The 16052-nt window shown below is 65.2% G+C and carries 12 protein-coding genes and 3 pseudogenes; 8 read left to right on the forward strand and 7 right to left on the reverse strand.

The window, feature by feature from the left end; all coding sequences use genetic code 11:
- Positions 1-234 (forward strand): annotated as a pseudogene (locus tag CDN38_RS05105) (hypothetical protein); the annotation flags it as partial.
- 353 nt (positions 235-587) lie between these two features.
- On the opposite strand, the gene CDN38_RS05110 reads toward CDN38_RS05105, so the two are convergent.
- A complete protein-coding gene (locus CDN38_RS05110) occupies positions 588-1679 on the reverse strand; it encodes a glycosyltransferase family 4 protein (protein ID WP_075511714.1) in 1092 nt (363 codons plus the stop codon).
- Between the two features lie 448 nt (positions 1680-2127).
- Here CDN38_RS05110 and CDN38_RS05120 point away from each other — a divergent pair, with 448 nt between their 5' ends.
- From CDN38_RS05120 to CDN38_RS05135, 4 genes and pseudogenes are all read left to right on the forward strand, one after another.
- Positions 2128-3021 carry an FkbM family methyltransferase gene (locus tag CDN38_RS05120; protein ID WP_099318831.1) on the forward strand — a complete coding sequence of 298 codons (894 nt, stop codon included), beginning with the start codon at positions 2128-2130 and terminating at the stop codon, positions 3019-3021.
- Between the two features lie 145 nt (positions 3022-3166).
- Entirely contained in the window at positions 3167-4156 is a 990-nt protein-coding gene (locus tag CDN38_RS05125; protein WP_075511711.1) for a Gfo/Idh/MocA family protein, read from the forward strand.
- Between the two features lie 209 nt (positions 4157-4365).
- Positions 4366-5380 (forward strand): annotated as a pseudogene (locus CDN38_RS05130) (Gfo/Idh/MocA family protein).
- 105 nt (positions 5381-5485) lie between these two features.
- Complete coding sequence (locus tag CDN38_RS05135) at positions 5486-6310, forward strand: class I SAM-dependent methyltransferase (protein ID WP_082277226.1); 825 nt, start codon at positions 5486-5488, stop codon at positions 6308-6310.
- A 10-nt stretch (positions 6311-6320) separates the two neighbouring features.
- Here CDN38_RS05135 and CDN38_RS05140 read toward each other — a convergent pair whose 3' ends face one another.
- The 5 genes and pseudogenes from CDN38_RS05140 to CDN38_RS05160 all read right to left on the reverse strand — a co-directional run bounded on the left by CDN38_RS05140 (position 6321) and on the right by CDN38_RS05160 (position 12589).
- Complete coding sequence (locus CDN38_RS05140; protein WP_075511710.1) at positions 6321-7211, reverse strand: class I SAM-dependent methyltransferase; 891 nt, start codon at positions 7209-7211, stop codon at positions 6321-6323.
- Between the two features lie 125 nt (positions 7212-7336).
- Complete coding sequence (locus tag CDN38_RS05145) at positions 7337-8299, reverse strand: GDP-L-fucose synthase family protein (protein WP_075511709.1); 963 nt, start codon at positions 8297-8299, stop codon at positions 7337-7339.
- The gene (gene gmd / locus CDN38_RS05150) at positions 8296-9330 is read right to left on the reverse strand and encodes a GDP-mannose 4,6-dehydratase (protein ID WP_075511708.1); all 1035 of its coding nucleotides are present in this window, start codon (positions 9328-9330) and stop codon (positions 8296-8298) included. Before gmd ends, CDN38_RS05145 begins: the two co-directional genes overlap by 4 nt.
- Positions 9331-9738: 408 nt before the next feature.
- Positions 9739-11013: a glycosyltransferase gene (locus CDN38_RS05155; RefSeq protein WP_099318832.1), complete on the reverse strand. Its 1275-nt coding sequence runs from the start codon at positions 11011-11013 to the stop codon at positions 9739-9741.
- Positions 11014-11208: 195 nt separating this feature from the next.
- Positions 11209-12589: pseudogene (locus CDN38_RS05160) on the reverse strand (glycosyltransferase).
- A 351-nt stretch (positions 12590-12940) separates the two neighbouring features.
- On the opposite strand from CDN38_RS05160, the gene CDN38_RS05165 reads away from it, so the two are divergent.
- The 3 genes from CDN38_RS05165 (at position 12941) to CDN38_RS05175 (ending at position 15436) form a co-directional block, all read left to right on the forward strand.
- Entirely contained in the window at positions 12941-14128 is a 1188-nt protein-coding gene (locus CDN38_RS05165; protein ID WP_420865958.1) for a permease, read from the forward strand.
- Positions 14129-14159: 31 nt separating this feature from the next.
- Positions 14160-15056, forward strand: coding sequence for a formyltetrahydrofolate deformylase (gene purU / locus CDN38_RS05170; RefSeq protein ID WP_075511704.1), 897 nt, complete (start codon positions 14160-14162; stop codon positions 15054-15056).
- A 197-nt stretch (positions 15057-15253) separates the two neighbouring features.
- A complete protein-coding gene (locus CDN38_RS05175) occupies positions 15254-15436 on the forward strand; it encodes a hypothetical protein (protein WP_075511703.1) in 183 nt (60 codons plus the stop codon).
- Positions 15437-15497: 61 nt separating this feature from the next.
- Here the strand turns inward: CDN38_RS05175 and coaD are convergent, their stop codons facing one another.
- Positions 15498-15974: a pantetheine-phosphate adenylyltransferase gene (coaD, locus tag CDN38_RS05180; protein WP_075511702.1), complete on the reverse strand. Its 477-nt coding sequence runs from the start codon at positions 15972-15974 to the stop codon at positions 15498-15500.
- Positions 15975-16052: the final 78 nt, after the last annotated feature.

Raw genomic sequence — 16052 nt, forward strand, 5'->3', positions numbered from 1 at the left:
CACGTCCGGGGCTGGGCCAGCACCGGGCGCACCGACATCAACGACCTCACCCTGGCTTGCGGGATCGACAACCGACTCGTCGAGAAAGGTTGGCGCACCCGCAAAAACGCCCACGGCGACACCGAATGGATACCCCCGGCGCACCTGGATCACGGACAGCCCCGCACCAACCCCTACCATCGCCCCGAAAGATTCCTACGCGGCGACGACAGCGACGATGACGAACCCGATTGACGCTTTACTGTAGATGCTGCGGCAGCATTTGGCGAGCACCGTCGCGCACAATCTCATTGAGCGCCGACCGACCCGCACCGCCGTCTTTACCGTCGGCCGATTCCGCACCGTGAATTATCGTGCGTAAGGGCGTACCTTCCCAACCAGCGCGCCAACGCCGGTCTTGATCAGAATACTTCGGACTTCAGATCATCCTCGGGAATGTGCGCCCGCTCACACCGCCTCGCCAAGGCTCATCCACGGGTTGTGAGCATTGCTCATTGGTGCCCAATTCGTGGGCACCGGTGTGGGATTCATATCGGCCAACAACCAGATCCTGTCGATCTGGCGACAAACCGGCTGACCTCTGCGGCTCAGAGTATTTCGCCATAGATCCGGGCCGTCTCCGCCGCGTTCTTGTCCCAGGAGAACGCCGGTAGCCGTGCGTAGCCACGCTGGCGCAGATCGGCGCGCAGGCTCTCCGTCGTCACCACGCGTTCCAGAACCCTACGCAGCTCCTCGGGGTTATCCGGATCGAAGAAGACGCCGGCATCCCCGACCACCTCTGGAATTCCGCCCGCATTGCTGCACACGACCGGGCAGCCCTGGCTCATCGCTTCGAGCGGGGGGATCCCGAAACCCTCGTACTGCGACGGATAGATGAATGCGGCGGCTGTCCGGTAGCGCGCCGCCAGCTCCTCGTCAGACCCGGACTCGAAGCGCACCCGGTCAGTGACTCCCAACCGGCTGATCTCTTTCTGCTCGTCGCGCAGGAACGGGGGGCCGCCGAAGGCGATCAGCTCGAAATCCCGCAGTACCGGCGAACTGCTGTAGGCGCGCAGCAGGGTGGCAAAGTTCTTGTATCCCCCGCGGCGCCCGACGTACAGGATCGTGGGCCGGCGCCCGCCGCTGTCGACTGTCGTGGTGTTTTCCTGCACGGGCAGCGAACAGGCAAGGTGCACAACGCTGGTGCGGGCCGGGTCGATGCCGTAGAGACGCACGAGGTCGTTGCGCGCGCTTTCGGAGACGCAGATCACATGGTCGGCACGATTGACGGACGCGCGTTTGGCGGCGATCGCGAGTTTGGCCATGGGCGGCTTGAACAGCTCGTGGATCATGTCGAAGATCGTCACCACCCGGCGTCGCGCCTTACCGACGGGCTTGAAGGGGTGCCAGGTCTCGTGCAGGATGTCCGCGTCCGACTTCGACCACGCGAACGGTGCCGCAACCTGGTTGGCAAGTTCGACGAGGACCGGCGCGCCTTTGAACGTATACGGCACATACTTGCCATGGGTGAAGCCGCGGGCGGACTCAGCGGCCAGATAGGCGTTGATGTACAACGGGGCGACGACGGACACCTCCGACACCGTGTCGGCAGGTAGGCGGCTTGCCAGCTCGAAAAAATAGCGCGACACGCCGCCGTATCGCTGGATGGCGAAGATTTGGTGATCGAATGCGACTTTCATACGCGCTCGGCGCCCACCATTGCCTCGACGACAGCGCTCATCCGGCACAGCACAGTATCAAACCTCCTGGATATCTCCCGCGGCATCGTCAAGCCCGGAAGAAGGACAATCAGAAGGTACGCCACGGTCGCCGCGATGAACGATCCAACCCACCCGGCCGCGGCACCCCCGGGCTTCACGTTGCCGGCCGCGTCTTCGAAAATTGTGCTGCCCTAAGGCAAATCGTTCTCCCACCGGCTCCCGATGCCGAGCCGCCGACATCCTCGAGCCAGGCCCAGATTGGTGCGGGAGGTGACCACCGGATGCCATCGCAGGTTTTTCTGCCGCAGCTGCCGCGTGCAGGCGACGGCGCTGCGGCAAGGCGGAACCACCCCGGGGCTCGCTGCGGCTAAGGCAGACGCACACCGAAGGTCAGTTACCATCTGCGGGTGGATCTGGATGCAAAGCTATGAGCTATCGCCTGTTGTTTAGGCAACTCGCACTGGAACTCTCCTACCGCACGGTTCGTCACTGGTTCGGCACGCGCGAGGTCATCCGCGATGTGCAAGGCGTTTCGCTGGCGATGCCGTGGTATCACCGGCTTCCGGACTATGCCCGCCTGTTCCCCACCTACGGCCAGAATCTGATCGACCTGGCGGTCGGCCTCGCCGAGACCGACAAGCCGTTGGGCGTCATCGACGTCGGAGCCAATATCGGTGACTCCGCCAGGCAGCTCCTCGCCAAAGTCGACGCGCGCATCCTCTGCATCGAGGGAGACCCGGAGTACCTGCCGTACCTGGAGCGCAACGTCGGGTCGGACGACCGCTGCGTGATCGAGTTCGGGTTGCTGCTCACCGACGCTGCCAAGGCCTCCGGTCTCGGCGCGGTCCGAAAGGGCGGCGACACCCGCTTCGCCCAGGGCGGCACCGGCGGGGCGGCCGCCGCGCTGACCGTGGCCGAGCTGCCGAACCGTCACCCCGAACTGCCGCCGATCAGGCTGGTCAAATCGGACACGGAAGGATACGACACGATTCTGGTCCCGGCGCTCGCACGGGCCTACGCGGATACCCGCCCGTTGCTGTTCTTCGAGTATTACCCGGAGCTGATCCGGATGGCCGGGGTGCCGGACCCGACCGTGGTGTGGGGGGAGCTGCAGACCGCCGGGTACTCGTATGTGGGCATCTGGGACAACTTCGGCAGGCCGGTTCAAGCGATGCCGATCGATGAGGTGCCGGCCACGGCCGCGGTGCTGGACAGGCGGTATGCCGAACGCGGATATCACTACTGGGACGTCGCGGTCGTGCACGCCGACGACCGCGCGGGCCGGGCCGTCCTGGACCGGCTCTTCGCCCCCGCCCGGTAAGGGACAGCCACAGTCACCGCCGCTACCGGCAGGCGTCGTCCTCAGAAACAGGGTTCTCCTCGGCGACTGACGTACCAAGCCCTTCCCGCTCCCTTCCCGCGCCCTTCCCGCATCGTCGGCCCGCGTCAGGTGCTAGCGTCGGTCCGTGTCTCGACAGGTCCGGATCGGTATCCTGGGCGCCGCTCGTATCGCACCGTTGGCGCTTGTCAAACCCGCCAAGGGAAATGCCGAAGTTGTGGTGGCTGCGGTGGCAGCACGCGATGCATCGCGTGCTCAGGCCTTCGCCGCCAAGCACGACATTGCCCGGGTGCATGAAAGCTACGACGCGCTGATCGCCGACCCGGACCTGGACGCGGTGTACAACCCCTTGCCGAACAGCCTGCACGGTCGGTGGACCCGGGCGGCCTTGGCCGCCGGCAAGCACGTGCTGTGCGAGAAGCCGTTCACCGCCAACGCCGCCGAAGCGCGCGAGATCGCCGAACTGGCCGCGAATTCCGGTCGCGTGGTGATGGAGGCATTCCACTATCGCTATCACCCGCTGACGCTGCGCGTTGAGGAAATCATCGCCTCGGGCGAACTCGGCAAGCTGACCCGGGTGGAGGGCAACCTGTGCTTCCCGCTGCCCAAGTTCTCCGACATCCGCTATAACTACTCGCTGGCCGGCGGTGCGACGATGGACGCCGGGTGCTATGCGGTCCACATGGTGCGCACCTTCGGCGGTTCGACCCCGGAAGTGGTTTCCGCGCAGGCGAAATTGCGCGATTCGCAGATCGACCGCGCCATGACGGCCGAGGTGCGGTTCGCCGACGGACACACCGGCCGGATGCGCTGCTCGATGTGGTCGACCGATCTGATGCAGATCAGTGCTCGCGTCGTCGGCGACAAAGGCGAGCTGCATGTGCTCAACCCGGTGTTGCCGCACTCTTACCATCGGCTCTCGGTTCGATCGGCCGACGGAAAACGGGTGGAGCGGTTCCCGCGCCGCGCCTCCTACGCGTATCAGCTCGACGCGTTCGCTGGCGCGGTGCTGCGCGGCGAACCGGTGAAGACCACCCCCGAAGACGCGATCGAGAACATGACCGTCATCGATGCGATCTACCGTTCCGCCGGCCTTCCGCTTCGCAAGCCGGCCTGACGCCTACCGTGCATCGGCCCGGATGAGGCTTTTATGATCGGCCCACGTCCGCGACCCAAGTACAACCCGTGGCAATACGTAAAGGAAACTCGCGACAGGTAGCCAGTAAGCATTCGCAGGCAGGTGCCAGCAATCAAGGTCGCGATCTATGGCTTGCGGCCCGAACCGTTTCTTGTCGCCAATTCAAGCCGGCTGTTAGCGTCTGGCCCGTGTCTCGACAGGTCCAGATCGGCATCCTGGGCGCAGCCCGTATCGCGCCCTTGGCGCTGATAAAGCCCGCCAAGCACAACGACGAGGTGGTGGTGGTGGTGGTGGCCGCGGTGGCCGCACGCGATGCCTCGCGCGCCCGGGCCTTCGCCGCCGCGCACCGCATCGCCCGGGTCCATGACAACTACGACGCGCTGATCGCCGACCCGGACCTCGACGCGGTCTACAACCCGTTGCCGATCAGCTTGCACGGCCGCTGGACCCGGGCCGCGCTGGCCGCCGGCAAGCATGTGCTGTGCGAAAAGCCGTTCACCGCCAACGCCGCAGAAGCACGCGAAATCGCCGAACTGGCCGCGCAATCGAATCGGGTGGTGATGGAGGCGCTCCACTATCCCTATCACCCGCTGGCCCTATCACCCGCTGGCGCAGCGCGTTGAGCAGATCATCGCCTCGGGCGAGCTGGGCACTCTGACAAGAGTGGAAGCCAACCTGTGCTTGCCGCTTCCCAAGTTCTCCGACATCCGCTACAACTACACGCTGGCCGGCGGCGCAACGATGGAAACCGGGTGCTATGCGGTCCACATGGTCTGCACCTTCGGCGGTTCAACTCCCGAAGTCGTTTCCGCACAGGCCAAACTGCGCGATCCCCGGATCGACCGGGCCATGACGGCCGAATTGCGGTTCGCCGACGGACACACCGGCCGGGTCCGCTGCTCCATGTGGTCGACCGAGCAGTTACGGATCAGCGCCCGAGTGGTCGGCGATCGGGGCGAGTTGCGGGTAGTCAATCTGGTATTGCCGCAGTCCTTCCATCGCCTCACGGTTCGATCGGCCGACGGGAAACGGGTGGAGCGGTTCCCGCGCCGAGCCTCGTACGCCTACCAGCTCGACGCGTTCGCCGCGGCGGTGCTGCGCGGTGAACCGGTGAAGACAACGCCGCAAGACGCCGTCGAGAACATGACGGTCATCGATGCGATCTACCAGGCTGCCGGCCTCCCGCTGCGTAAGCCGGCATGAACGCTCATCCGGGCCGCTCGAATTGGCGCCATTGTCGTCGCGCAGTGTACGTTGTGCGACGTGGTTGCGTCCCGGCTCGTTGACTCTTTCCTCAGATTTGTCCCGGTGCCTCTGCTGATCAAGGCCGGGCTATTCGTGCGGTATGCCCCAAGTGATGTGCTGGACAAGCTCAACGGCCGTAGCGACCCGCTGGTCCCACCACGCCGCATGGTGGGCGGCGGGTCTCGAAACCCCGCGGCACCCGGCCCATTTCGCGAATCCGGTGACGAGTTCTTGGGCCTGCTGCGCGACTACGGCCAGCTTGAACCGCACTACCGCGTCCTTGACATGGGTTGCGGAATGGGCCGCGTGGCTCGTCCGTTGACCACATTTCTCGACCCGGCCAAGGGGCGCTATGAGGGCTTCGACATCAATACCGCCGAAGTTCGCTGGTGTTCGGAGCACTACGCGTCGCATCCCAACTTCCGCTTCCAGCGCGCCGACATCTACAACAAGATGTACAACCCGAAGGGCACGGTACGGGCCGAGAAGTTCACCTTCCCCTACCCCGACGCGAGTTTCGAGCTGGCCTTCGCGTCGTCGCTGTTCACCCATATGCCCATACCGCAGGTGGCTCGCTACCTCGCGGAGACTGCACGAGTACTTGCCCCCGGCGGGCGCGCGCTGCTCACCCTGTATGTGTGGAATCAGGAATCGCGGGAGCTGGTTGCGCAGGGCAAGTCGGCTCTGCCGTTTCGTCCACACGACGACCTGATCGTGATCACCCCGTTCGTCCCCGAGGCCGCCATCGCGCTTCCGCAGGAAGACTGGGATCAAGCCGTCCGCGACGCCGGCCTCGAACAGGTTGGTGATGTGTTGTGGGGAAGCTGGTGCGGCAGAACGGCTTCCACCGCCTACCAAGACATGGTTGTGCTGCGTAGGCCGGAGTGACCTTCGTTCATCACAGCTGCTCTTCGGCGCCCGTCCGGGTGTTGACCACCGGCGCCCCGCGCAGCGCAGCCAGCCGCTGCTCCCCGCGGAGGTGGGTGCGCCGGCCCTTGGCGTCCCGGGAATCGACGAACTTCGACACCACGTAGCCTTCGGCGGCGGTGAGCGGCGTGAGACCGTGGGGCAGGTCGGATCGGAGGAAGTAGGCGTTGTTGCCCGCGCTGTTGCTGCCGACGAAGTCGTATCCCTTGGTCCGGGCCAGGTCGCACAGCGCCGGCAGGGACGCGCCGAAATACAGATTGCCGAATCGTCCCGCTCTGCTGAACTTCGGGTCGTACGGGACCGTGATCGCGCGCTCGGCCCCGAATACGCTGTTGTATTCGATGATGGTGATTCCGGGGCGCACCGCAGTCAGCCCGCGCCAGACCCAATAGTCGTTGCCGTCGATGTCGATGTGCAGAAGTCCGATGTCGCCTTCGAATCCGTGGTCCAGCATCAATTGGTCGATGTTCTCGGCGGTCACCACGGCACGGACGCTCTGCAGGTCGTGGAGCAGCGAAATCGGGTCGCGCCTGATGGCATGGATTTTACGTCTGGAGCTGTCCAGGACCAGCCCGCGCCAATTGTCGTTCAACAAAAGAAATCTCGTGTTGGCCTCCTGGTAGCACCCCACCCCGAACTCGACGAACGTCTCACTGAGGCCCGGCAGGCGGTGGATCAGCCATTGGATGATCCCGTCGTCGCCGAATTGGCTGAACACCGAGAATTCCACGTCGGCAAAGTCGTTGATCGATTCCAGCTCACGCACCCGCCAAGCCAATTGCCGTCCGATGAGCACGCGCTGCTTGGCCTCGCCGCTGCCTAACAACTCGGCCCACATAGCGAACTTGCTGAGAAGACTCACTTCTTCCTATCCGGGGCGTCGCCGAGATTGACGTTACCGCGGCAGTTTTCGGGGTGTCGTCGCGGTAACGTCGATGTCGCGGAGCGCAGGCTCAGCACATGAACACGGCGTCCCCAGGCACGCAGTCATTTCCGTACCGCGCCGGCGTTGGCCCGATACCACGCGACCGTGGAGTCGATGCCCTCGCGCAGCGTGATCCGGGATTGCCAACCCGCCCCCCGTAACACCGACACATCCAACAGTTTGCGGGGCGTTCCGTCCGGTTTGGTTGGATCCCAGTCGGTTTCGCCGTTGTAACCCACCGCGCTGGCCACCATCTGGGCGATCTCGCGCACGCTGTGGTCGACGCCGGTGCCCACGTTGACGGGATTGGGTCCGTCGAAGTGCTCCAGCAGGTACAGGCATGCGCTCGCCAGATCGTCGACATGCAACAGTTCGCGGCGTGGAGTTCCGGTGCCCCAGTTCGTCACCTTCGGCACGCCGCCGGCTCTGGCCTCCTCATACCTGCGGATGAGCGCCGGCAGCAGGTGCGACGTGGACGCCGAGAAGTTGTCACCGGGTCCATACAGGTTGGTTGCCATCGCAGAGATCCAGGCCAGGCCATGTTGGCTCCGCACCGCCTGGACCTGAAGGAGGCCGGCGATCTTGGCGATCGCGTAGGTGTTGTTCGTCGGCTCCAGCGGTCCGGTGAGCAGCGCGCTTTCCTTGATCGGCTGCGGGGCGAACTTCGGATAGATGCAGGAGGAGCCGAGGAACAGCAGCCGCGGCACCCGCGCGGCCACGGCGGCGTCGAGCAGGTTGACCTGGATTTGCAAGTTTTCGGACAGGAAATCCGCGGGATAGGTGCTGTTGGCCAGGATGCCCCCGACCTTGGCCGCGGCGTCGATGATGACCTGAGGACGCGACTCCACAATGAAGTCGAACGTCGCGGCCCGATCCGTCAGGTCGAGTTCCCGGTGTGAGCGCACCACGACATTGGTGAACCCCTCGGCCTGAAATCTGCGTAACAGCGCGGACCCGGCCAGCCCGCGGTGCCCGGCGATATACACCGGAGCGGCACGATCAAGGACGCCGGTGAAGGTGTTCATTCGCGTCCGCATGCCCGGTCGGTGAGCATCGGCTTGTCGATCCACGGCTTGCCTTCACACTCGAGGGCCGCGATGTCCGCGTCCACCATGATCCGTGCCAGTTCAGCGGTGTGTATCGACGCCTTCCAGCCCAGCGATTGGGCGGCCCTGGTCGCATCGCCGATCAGCGAATCCACCTCGGTGGGACGCAGATAGCGTTCGTCGAATCGCACATGCTTCTCCCAGTCGAGCCCGGCATGGTCGAAGGCGGTCTGGGCGAACTCGCGCACCGTGTAGCCGCGTCCGGTCGCCAGCACGAAGTCTTCCGGCTCGGCGGTCTGCAGCATCCCCCACATTCCGTCGACATACTCGGGTGCATACCCCCAGTCGCGAACGGCGTCGAGGTTACCCAGGTAGACGTGCGATTCGAGGCCGGCCTTGATCCGCGCCACGGCTCGGCTGATCTTTCGGGTCACGAACGTCTCGCCGCGGCGCGGTGATTCGTGGTTGAACAAGATGCCGTTCACCGCGAACAGTCCGTACGCCTCTCGGTAATTGCGCGTCACCCAGTACGAGTACACCTTTGCCGCGCCATAGGGCGATCGTGGACAGAACGGCGTCTGCTCACTCTGAGGCGGCGGCGACGCGCCGAACATCTCCGACGAGGACGCCTGATAGAAGCGGCATTCCACCCGGGAAAGCCGAATGGCTTCGAGCAGCCGGATGGATCCCATGCCGGTGGTGTCGCCGGTGTGCACCGGTTCGTCGAAGCTGACGCGCACGTGCGACTGGGCCGCCAGGTTATACACCTCGTCGGGGTCGATGGTGCTGAGCAACGTCACCAACCGGGTGCCGTCGGTGAGATCGCCATAGTGCAAGAACAATCGCGCGTCCGGGTCGTGCCGGTCGACGTAGAGGTGATCGATCCGCGCCGTGTTGAACGTCGAGGCCCGGCGGATCAGCCCGTGGACCTCATACCCCTTGCTGAGCAGCAATTCGGCGAGGTAGGAGCCGTCCTGGCCGGTGATTCCGGTGATCAGCGCCCGCTTCACCGGATTCCCGCTTCTGTTGGTGCCTGCTCGTCACCACATTTCCGGCATCCCATCGTGGCCGTCTCCACTCCTTGTTATGCCTTGGCCGCTGCGGCGGGGGTCGCCGTCAGCTTGATGCGGCGTGCGTTCGCAAGACCGTCTTCGTGCCCGCTTCAAAGTACAGGACATATTCGGCCGCGCGAATCAGGTTCTCGACCCTAGTTCTATCGACCGCGGCAGACAAGTTCTGACCGCGCCGGGCGGCTTCGTCTGTCACCTCGACAAACCACCATTGCCTTGGCGGATATTGGGCGTCATTGCCACACCACAATCCTTACTCACCCCGGCATCGACCAGCCGGGCCGTGGTTCGCCCGAAATCTGGAAACGGTTGACTGTCGAATCCGGTTGGGGCAGAACACAGTTGCCCCTACCGACCTTCGGTCGCGACGCCTCGGGCCGCGTTCTCGGGCCTGAGATGCAACGCGGTGTGGATGTGCTGGGAGAACCCGTCGAAGTCGCGCCCCAGGGCATCGGCGAGCCGCCGGGCGGCCTGCCGATAGCCTGCGTCACCGAGGACCTGCTGCACGACATCGGCCACCCGCCGGCGACTGAGCCGTTCGGTTCGCAGCAGCATCCCGGCGCCGGCGCGCTCGAGGGCCTCCATGTTCAGGTGCTGGTCGAGGTTGCTGGCGATCCCGACCACCGGCACCCCGGCCAGCAACGCCTGCTGCGTCGTCAGGCTGCCACCATTGCAGACCACCACCGCCGAACGGGCCGCGGCCGCCTCGCCCGGCAGGTAATCGGCCACCAACGCGTTGGCCGGCACGTTGGTCAGGTCGCTGCGATCGGCCGTGGCCGCGATCACCGTCACCGGCATGTCAGCCAGCGCGTCCAGCACCACCTGCAACAGATTCGTGCCGCCCGAACTGCCCAGGGTCGCATAGACGATCGGCCGGTCGGCCGGCAGCGAATCCCACCAGGGCGGCGGGCGCACCGCGGGCGACCACAGAACCGGACCCAGATACCGATGGTTAGCCGGCAGATCATAGGTCGGCACCAGCTCGGGCACGTCGGCGTACAGCGTGTAGTCACCGTCGGTGAAAATGCGGCACAGGTTCCACCCCAGCGTCGGCAACCCATGCCTACGGCGGACCCAGTTGAGCGGCAGGCAATAGAGGGCGAAGATCAGCGGGCGGTACAGCCAGAACAGGAATGTGACCAGCCGGACGCCGAGCAGGCGAGTCCACAGCGTGTCCGGCAGCGGAAACCGGCGGCGGGCGTAGGGACTCCAATAGGCGTTCGCGATGGCGATATAGGGGATGCCGGCCAGCCGGGCGCTGGCCGAGAGCGACAGACGATTGTCGCCGACGACTAGGTCCGGCGCGATCTCGGCCAGCACCTTGCGGTCCTCCTCGACATACCTGCGCAACGTTCGCGTGTTGTAGAAGAGTCGGCCCTGAGCGATCTTGGCCAGAACCCGCTCGCTGGGGATGGTGTAGATCGGATGGTGCTGAAAAGGCATCGGGCCCAGCAGCTTGTTGAATCGTGGGTCGCAGGCGAAGTGGACCTCGTAACGACTCGGGTCCAGCGACCGCGCCAGCGTGTACGGCCGCACGACATGGGACAGGGTCGCGGCTTCCCCGACGAACAGGATCCGCAACCTGCGGGCGCCGGGCTCAGAAGCGCTCGGTTCGGCGCTCACCGGTGCACCATCCTCATCGCGCCCTCCAGACACCGCTCAACGACCCGACGCAACTCATGTTCGCGTCCGTTCTCACGTCGATGACGACCGTTGATCGCTACCCCGGGGCCGCGGCCGTAGAGTACACGCCCGACGCATGCCCCGGAAAATCCGGGCGAACCGCGGACACCCGGTGGCCCGGGGCGGTCGGTGGCGCTAGCCGGTCCGCAGATGTCGCTGCCAGCCGGTCGGTGACGTCACGCTGTCGGGCCTGAGGTGCAACGCGGTGTGGATGTGGTGGGAGAACCCGTCGAAGTCGCGCCCCAGGGTATCGGCGAGCCGCCGGGCGGCCTGCCGATAGCCTGCGTCACCGAGGACCTGCTGCACGGCATCGGCCACCCGCCGGCGACTGAGCCGTTCGGTTCGCAGCAGCATCCCGGCGCCGGCGCGCTCGAGGGCCTCCATGTTCAGGTGCTGGTCGAGGTTGCTGGCGATCCCGACCACCGGCACCCCGGCCAGCAACGCCTGCTGCGTCGTCAGGCTGCCACCATTGCAGACCACCACCGCCGAACGGGCCGCGGCCGCCTCGCCCGGCAGGTAATCGGCCACCAACGCGTTGGCCGGCACGTTGGTCAGGTCGCTGCGATCGGCCGTGGCCGCGATCACCGTCACCGGCATGTCAGCCAGCGCGTCCAGCACCACCTGCAACAGATTCGTGCCGCCCGAACTGCCCAGGGTCGCATAGACGATCGGCCGGTCGGCCGGCAGCGAATCCCACCAGGGCGGCGGGCGCACCGCGGGCGACCACAGAACCGGACCCAGATACCGATGGTTAGCCGGCAGATCATAGGTCGGCACCAGCTCGGGCACGTCGGCGTACAGCGTGTAGTCACCGTCGGTGAAAATGCGGCACAGGTTCCACCCCAGCGTCGGCAACCCATGCCTGCGCCGGACCCAGTTGAGCGGCAGGCACTGAAGAGCGAACAGCAACGGGCGTTCCAGGCGGTACAGGATCCTGACCAGCCGGACGCCGAGCAGGCGAGTCCACAGCGTGTCCGGCAGCGGAAACCGGCGGCGGGCGTAGGGACTCCAATAGGCGTTCGCGATGGCGATATAGGGGATGCCGGCCAGCCGGGCACTGGCCGAGAGGGAAACGCGAAGGTCGCCGACGACTAGGTCCGGCGCGATCTCGGCCAGCACCTTGCGGTCCTCCTCGACGTATCTGCGCAACGTCCGTGCGGCGTAGAAACGGCCCTGAGTCAAGTTGCCGAGGAACCGCTCGCTGGGGATGGTATGGATCGGGTGGCACGGAAAAGGCATCGGCCCCAGCAGCGTGTTGTACCGCGGGTCGCAGGCGAAGTGGACCTCGTAACGGCTCGGGTCCAGCGAGCGGGCCAGCACGAACGGCCGCACGACATGAGCCAGGGTCACCGCCTCCGCGATGAACAGGATTCGCACCCTGCGGGCGGCAGGCTCGGGTGCGTTCGATGCGATGCTCATGCCCGCGTTCCTTCTCACGTCGCTGGCGACCGTTACACGTTACGCCGCACCCCGACGCCGTAGCGTACACGCACGATGCCTCCGCACTCGGGAAAATCCGAACAAATCCGAACAAAAGCGGCCCCGGGCGGTCGATCAGCGGGCGGGCCGGCGGGGCCGACCGCCATCTGCGTGATGGCGTTGCGAAATCCGAAAAATCCCGGCTGCGCCCGGCTAGGTGCGGGAACCCGGATCCGTCAGCTGTGTCGAAAAGCCATGGCGCCTGGCGTGTCGAGGGAGCCTATCTCGTTGCACGCCAACGGTTTAAGAACGGCGATGCAGTGTCGGAGCAGCGGTTCCGACGCGCCGGACCGGAACCTTGACATATACCCCATGGGGGTATAGGTTGCCCGGGTGGGTGCAGCCGCCCATATGATCGCCCGAATATGCAAACGAAGCGGAGGACCGGGTGGTGGACAAAGCGCTAGCAGCGGTGGGCCATGCATTGGCGCTGGCGGGGTCTATGACGTGGGAAATCTTGTGGGCGCTGATCCTGGGCTTCGCGTTATCGGCGATGGTGCAGGCCGTGGTGCGCCGCGAGACGATTGTGGGCCTCATGGGCGACGACAAGCCCCGCACCCTGGCGGTAGCCGCCGGACTGGGCGCCGCATCGTCATCGTGCTCGTATGCGGCAGTGGCGCTGGCCCGGTCGCTGTTTCGCAAAGGCGCGAACTTCACCGCCGCCATGGCATTCGAGATCAGTTCCACCAATCTCGTCGTGGAGTTGGGCATCATCCTGGCGTTGCTGATGGGCTGGCAGTTCACCGCCGCGGAGTTCGTCGGCGGCCCGTTGATGATCATCGTGCTGGCGCTGTTGTTCCGACTGTTCGTGCGCTCCCGGCTGATCGACGCCGCCCGTGAGCAAGCCGACCGGGGACTTGCCGGCTCCATGGAAGGTCACGCCGCCATGGATATGTCGGTCGGCGGAGAGGGCTCGTTTTGGCGGCGGCTGTCTTCCGGGCGGGCCTTCACCTCGGTATCGCATGTGTTCGTCATGGAATGGGCGGCGATTCTGCGGGACCTGATCATCGGACTGTTGATCGCCGGAGCCATCGCGGCCTGGGTGCCCGAAACGTTTTGGCAGCAATTCTTTTTGACTGACCATCCGGTCTGGTCGGCGCTGTGGGGACCGATCGTCGGCCCCTTCGTCGCGATCATTTCGTTCGTCTGCTCGATCGGCAACGTGCCGCTTGCCGCAGTGCTCTGGAACGGCGGCATCAGCTTCGGCGGCGTCATCGCGTTCATCTTCGCCGACCTGTTGATCCTGCCGATCTTGAACATCTATCGGAAGTACTACGGGACGAAGATGACGCTGACGCTGCTCGGCACCTTCTACGTCTCGATGGTCGTCGCCGGATACTTCGTCGAATTGCTTTTCGGCGCAGCCAATCTCATTCCCAGTCAGCGCAGCGCCACGGTCATGCACGCCGGGGTTTCGTGGAATTACACCAGCTGGCTCAACATCGTCTTCCTCGTCATCGCGGCGATCCTGGTGGTCCGGTTCGTCGCCACCGGCGGGATCCCAATGCTGCGCATGATGGGTGGCTCCCCCGACTCGCAAAGCCACCAGCACGACCACAGCCATCAGTGCCACTAGCGCTGCGGTCAGCGTATCCTGGCCTGCGGCAATGTCTGATACCTATCCGCCGCCGCCTGGCGGTTCGCCGCAGCCGGCCGATATCGGCCGGCTGTTGCTGCGTTGCCACGACCGCCCCGGAATCATCGCCGCGGTCAGCGGGTTCTTGGCCCGAGCCGGCGCGAACATCATCTCCCTGGACCAGCACTCCACAGCGCCGGAGGGCGGAACATTCTTGCAGCGCGCGATCTTCCACTTACCCGGCCTGACGGCGGCCATCGACGAGTTGCAACGCGACTTCGGCACCGCCGTAGCCGGCACGTTCAACATCGATTACCGGTTCAGCGAGGCCGCCAAGCCCAAACGGGTTGCCATCATGGCCTCCACGAGTGATCACTGCTTGTTAGACCTGTTGTGGCGCAACCGTCGCGGCGAGCTGGAGATGTCTGTCGTCATGGTGATCGCCAACCATCCCGACCTGGCCGACCACGTCCGCCCGTTCGGTGTGCCGTTCGTCCACATCCCCGCCACCCGTGACACCCGCACCGAAGCCGAGCAGCGGCAGCTTCAGTTGCTCAGTGGCAATGTTGATCTGGTGATACTCGCCCGGTATATGCAGATACTCAGCCCAGCATTCCTGGCCGCAATCGGCTGCCCGCTGATCAACATTCATCATTCGTTCCTTCCCGCCTTCACCGGCGCGGCCCCGTACAAACGCGCACGGGAACGCGGGGTCAAGCTGATCGGCGCGACGGCTCACTACGTGACCGAGGTTCTCGACGAAGGACCGATCATCGAACAAGACGTCGTTCGCGTCGATCACAACTACACCGTCGAAGACCTGGTGCGGGTCGGCGCCGACGTCGAACGCGCGGTGCTCTCCCGCGCCGTCCTCTGGCACTGCCAGGACCGGGTCATCGTGCACCACAACCAGACCATTGTCTTCTGACGCCGACTGGTCCCTGCGGTAGCCGTAGACACACCGGCCGGGCCTACCGCGGAACCGGCCGGCGGCGGTGTTGGTCGTACCCGCCAAGGATCCCCCAAGGTTTCGCCAAGCGCCGGCCGCCAGCCTTTGTGCAACGGCCACGGCCGCCCACCCGAAATCGCATTCAAGCAAAGACAACAACGCAAAGAGAGGTATCAATGTCGACCACCCGTCTTCGCGCCCTTGCCGGCATGTCCCTGCTGGCCTCGACGATCGGCCTGGCCGCCCTGGGAGCCAGTGTCGGCGCCGCCGATCCGGCCCCCAGCCACCAGGCATACGGCACCTACACCTGTTACGACTACGCAACGCAGACGTTCTACGAATGCTTTGACCCCAGCTAGTCATCGCCAGCCTGCCCGCCGATGGGCCTGGTCCGCTCCTCCGGACCAGGCCCATTTGGCTTCAGCCGGAGAGCTTTTCGCGCAGTCGCCGGTTCACCGGCTCGGGTAGCAACTCCGACACGTCGCCGCCCAGCATCGCCACCTCTTTGGCCAGCGACGAGGACACGAACGAATACCGCGGCGCGGTCGCGACGAAAAAGGTGTCGACGCCGGCGATGTGCTTGTTCATTTGCGCCATCTGCAACTCGTATTCGAAGTCGGTGCCGGTGCGCAGACCCTTCACGATGGCGTTCATCCCCCGGGACTTGACGAAGTCGACCACCAGGCCTTGTCCGGCCTCCACCCGCAAGTTGGGCAGGTGCGTCGTCGACTCGTTGATCATCGCGATCCGCTCGTCCAGGTCGAACATGCCCTTCTTGGTGGCGTTGGTCAGGATCGCGACCACCACCTCGTCGAACTGCGCCGCGGCACGTTCGAAAACGTCGATGTGGCCCAACGTAACCGGGTCGAACGACCCCGGGCATACGGCGCCGCTCATGACCCGCGCCGGCGACGATGCAGAACGAAGTGATGCTGAGGAGCGGCGCCCATCAGACGAGACCGGCGACGATGCAGA

The organism is Mycobacterium ostraviense, assembly GCF_002705925.1.
In the GTDB taxonomy this organism is placed as follows: Bacteria; Actinomycetota; Actinomycetes; order Mycobacteriales; family Mycobacteriaceae; genus Mycobacterium; species Mycobacterium ostraviense.

Coding starts and splice junctions, on each gene's coding strand:
- CDN38_RS05110 (WP_075511714.1), bottom strand. CDS start 1,679: ATGAAAGTCGCATTCGATCACCAAATCTTCGCCATCCAGCGATACGGC.
- CDN38_RS05120 (WP_099318831.1), top strand. CDS start 2,128: ATGAGCTATCGCCTGTTGTTTAGGCAACTCGCACTGGAACTCTCCTAC.
- CDN38_RS05145 (WP_075511709.1), bottom strand. CDS start 8,299: ATGAACACCTTCACCGGCGTCCTTGATCGTGCCGCTCCGGTGTATATC.
- purU (WP_075511704.1), top strand. CDS start 14,160: ATGTCTGATACCTATCCGCCGCCGCCTGGCGGTTCGCCGCAGCCGGCC.
- CDN38_RS05175 (WP_075511703.1), top strand. CDS start 15,254: ATGTCGACCACCCGTCTTCGCGCCCTTGCCGGCATGTCCCTGCTGGCC.
- coaD (WP_075511702.1), bottom strand. CDS start 15,974: ATGAGCGGCGCCGTATGCCCGGGGTCGTTCGACCCGGTTACGTTGGGC.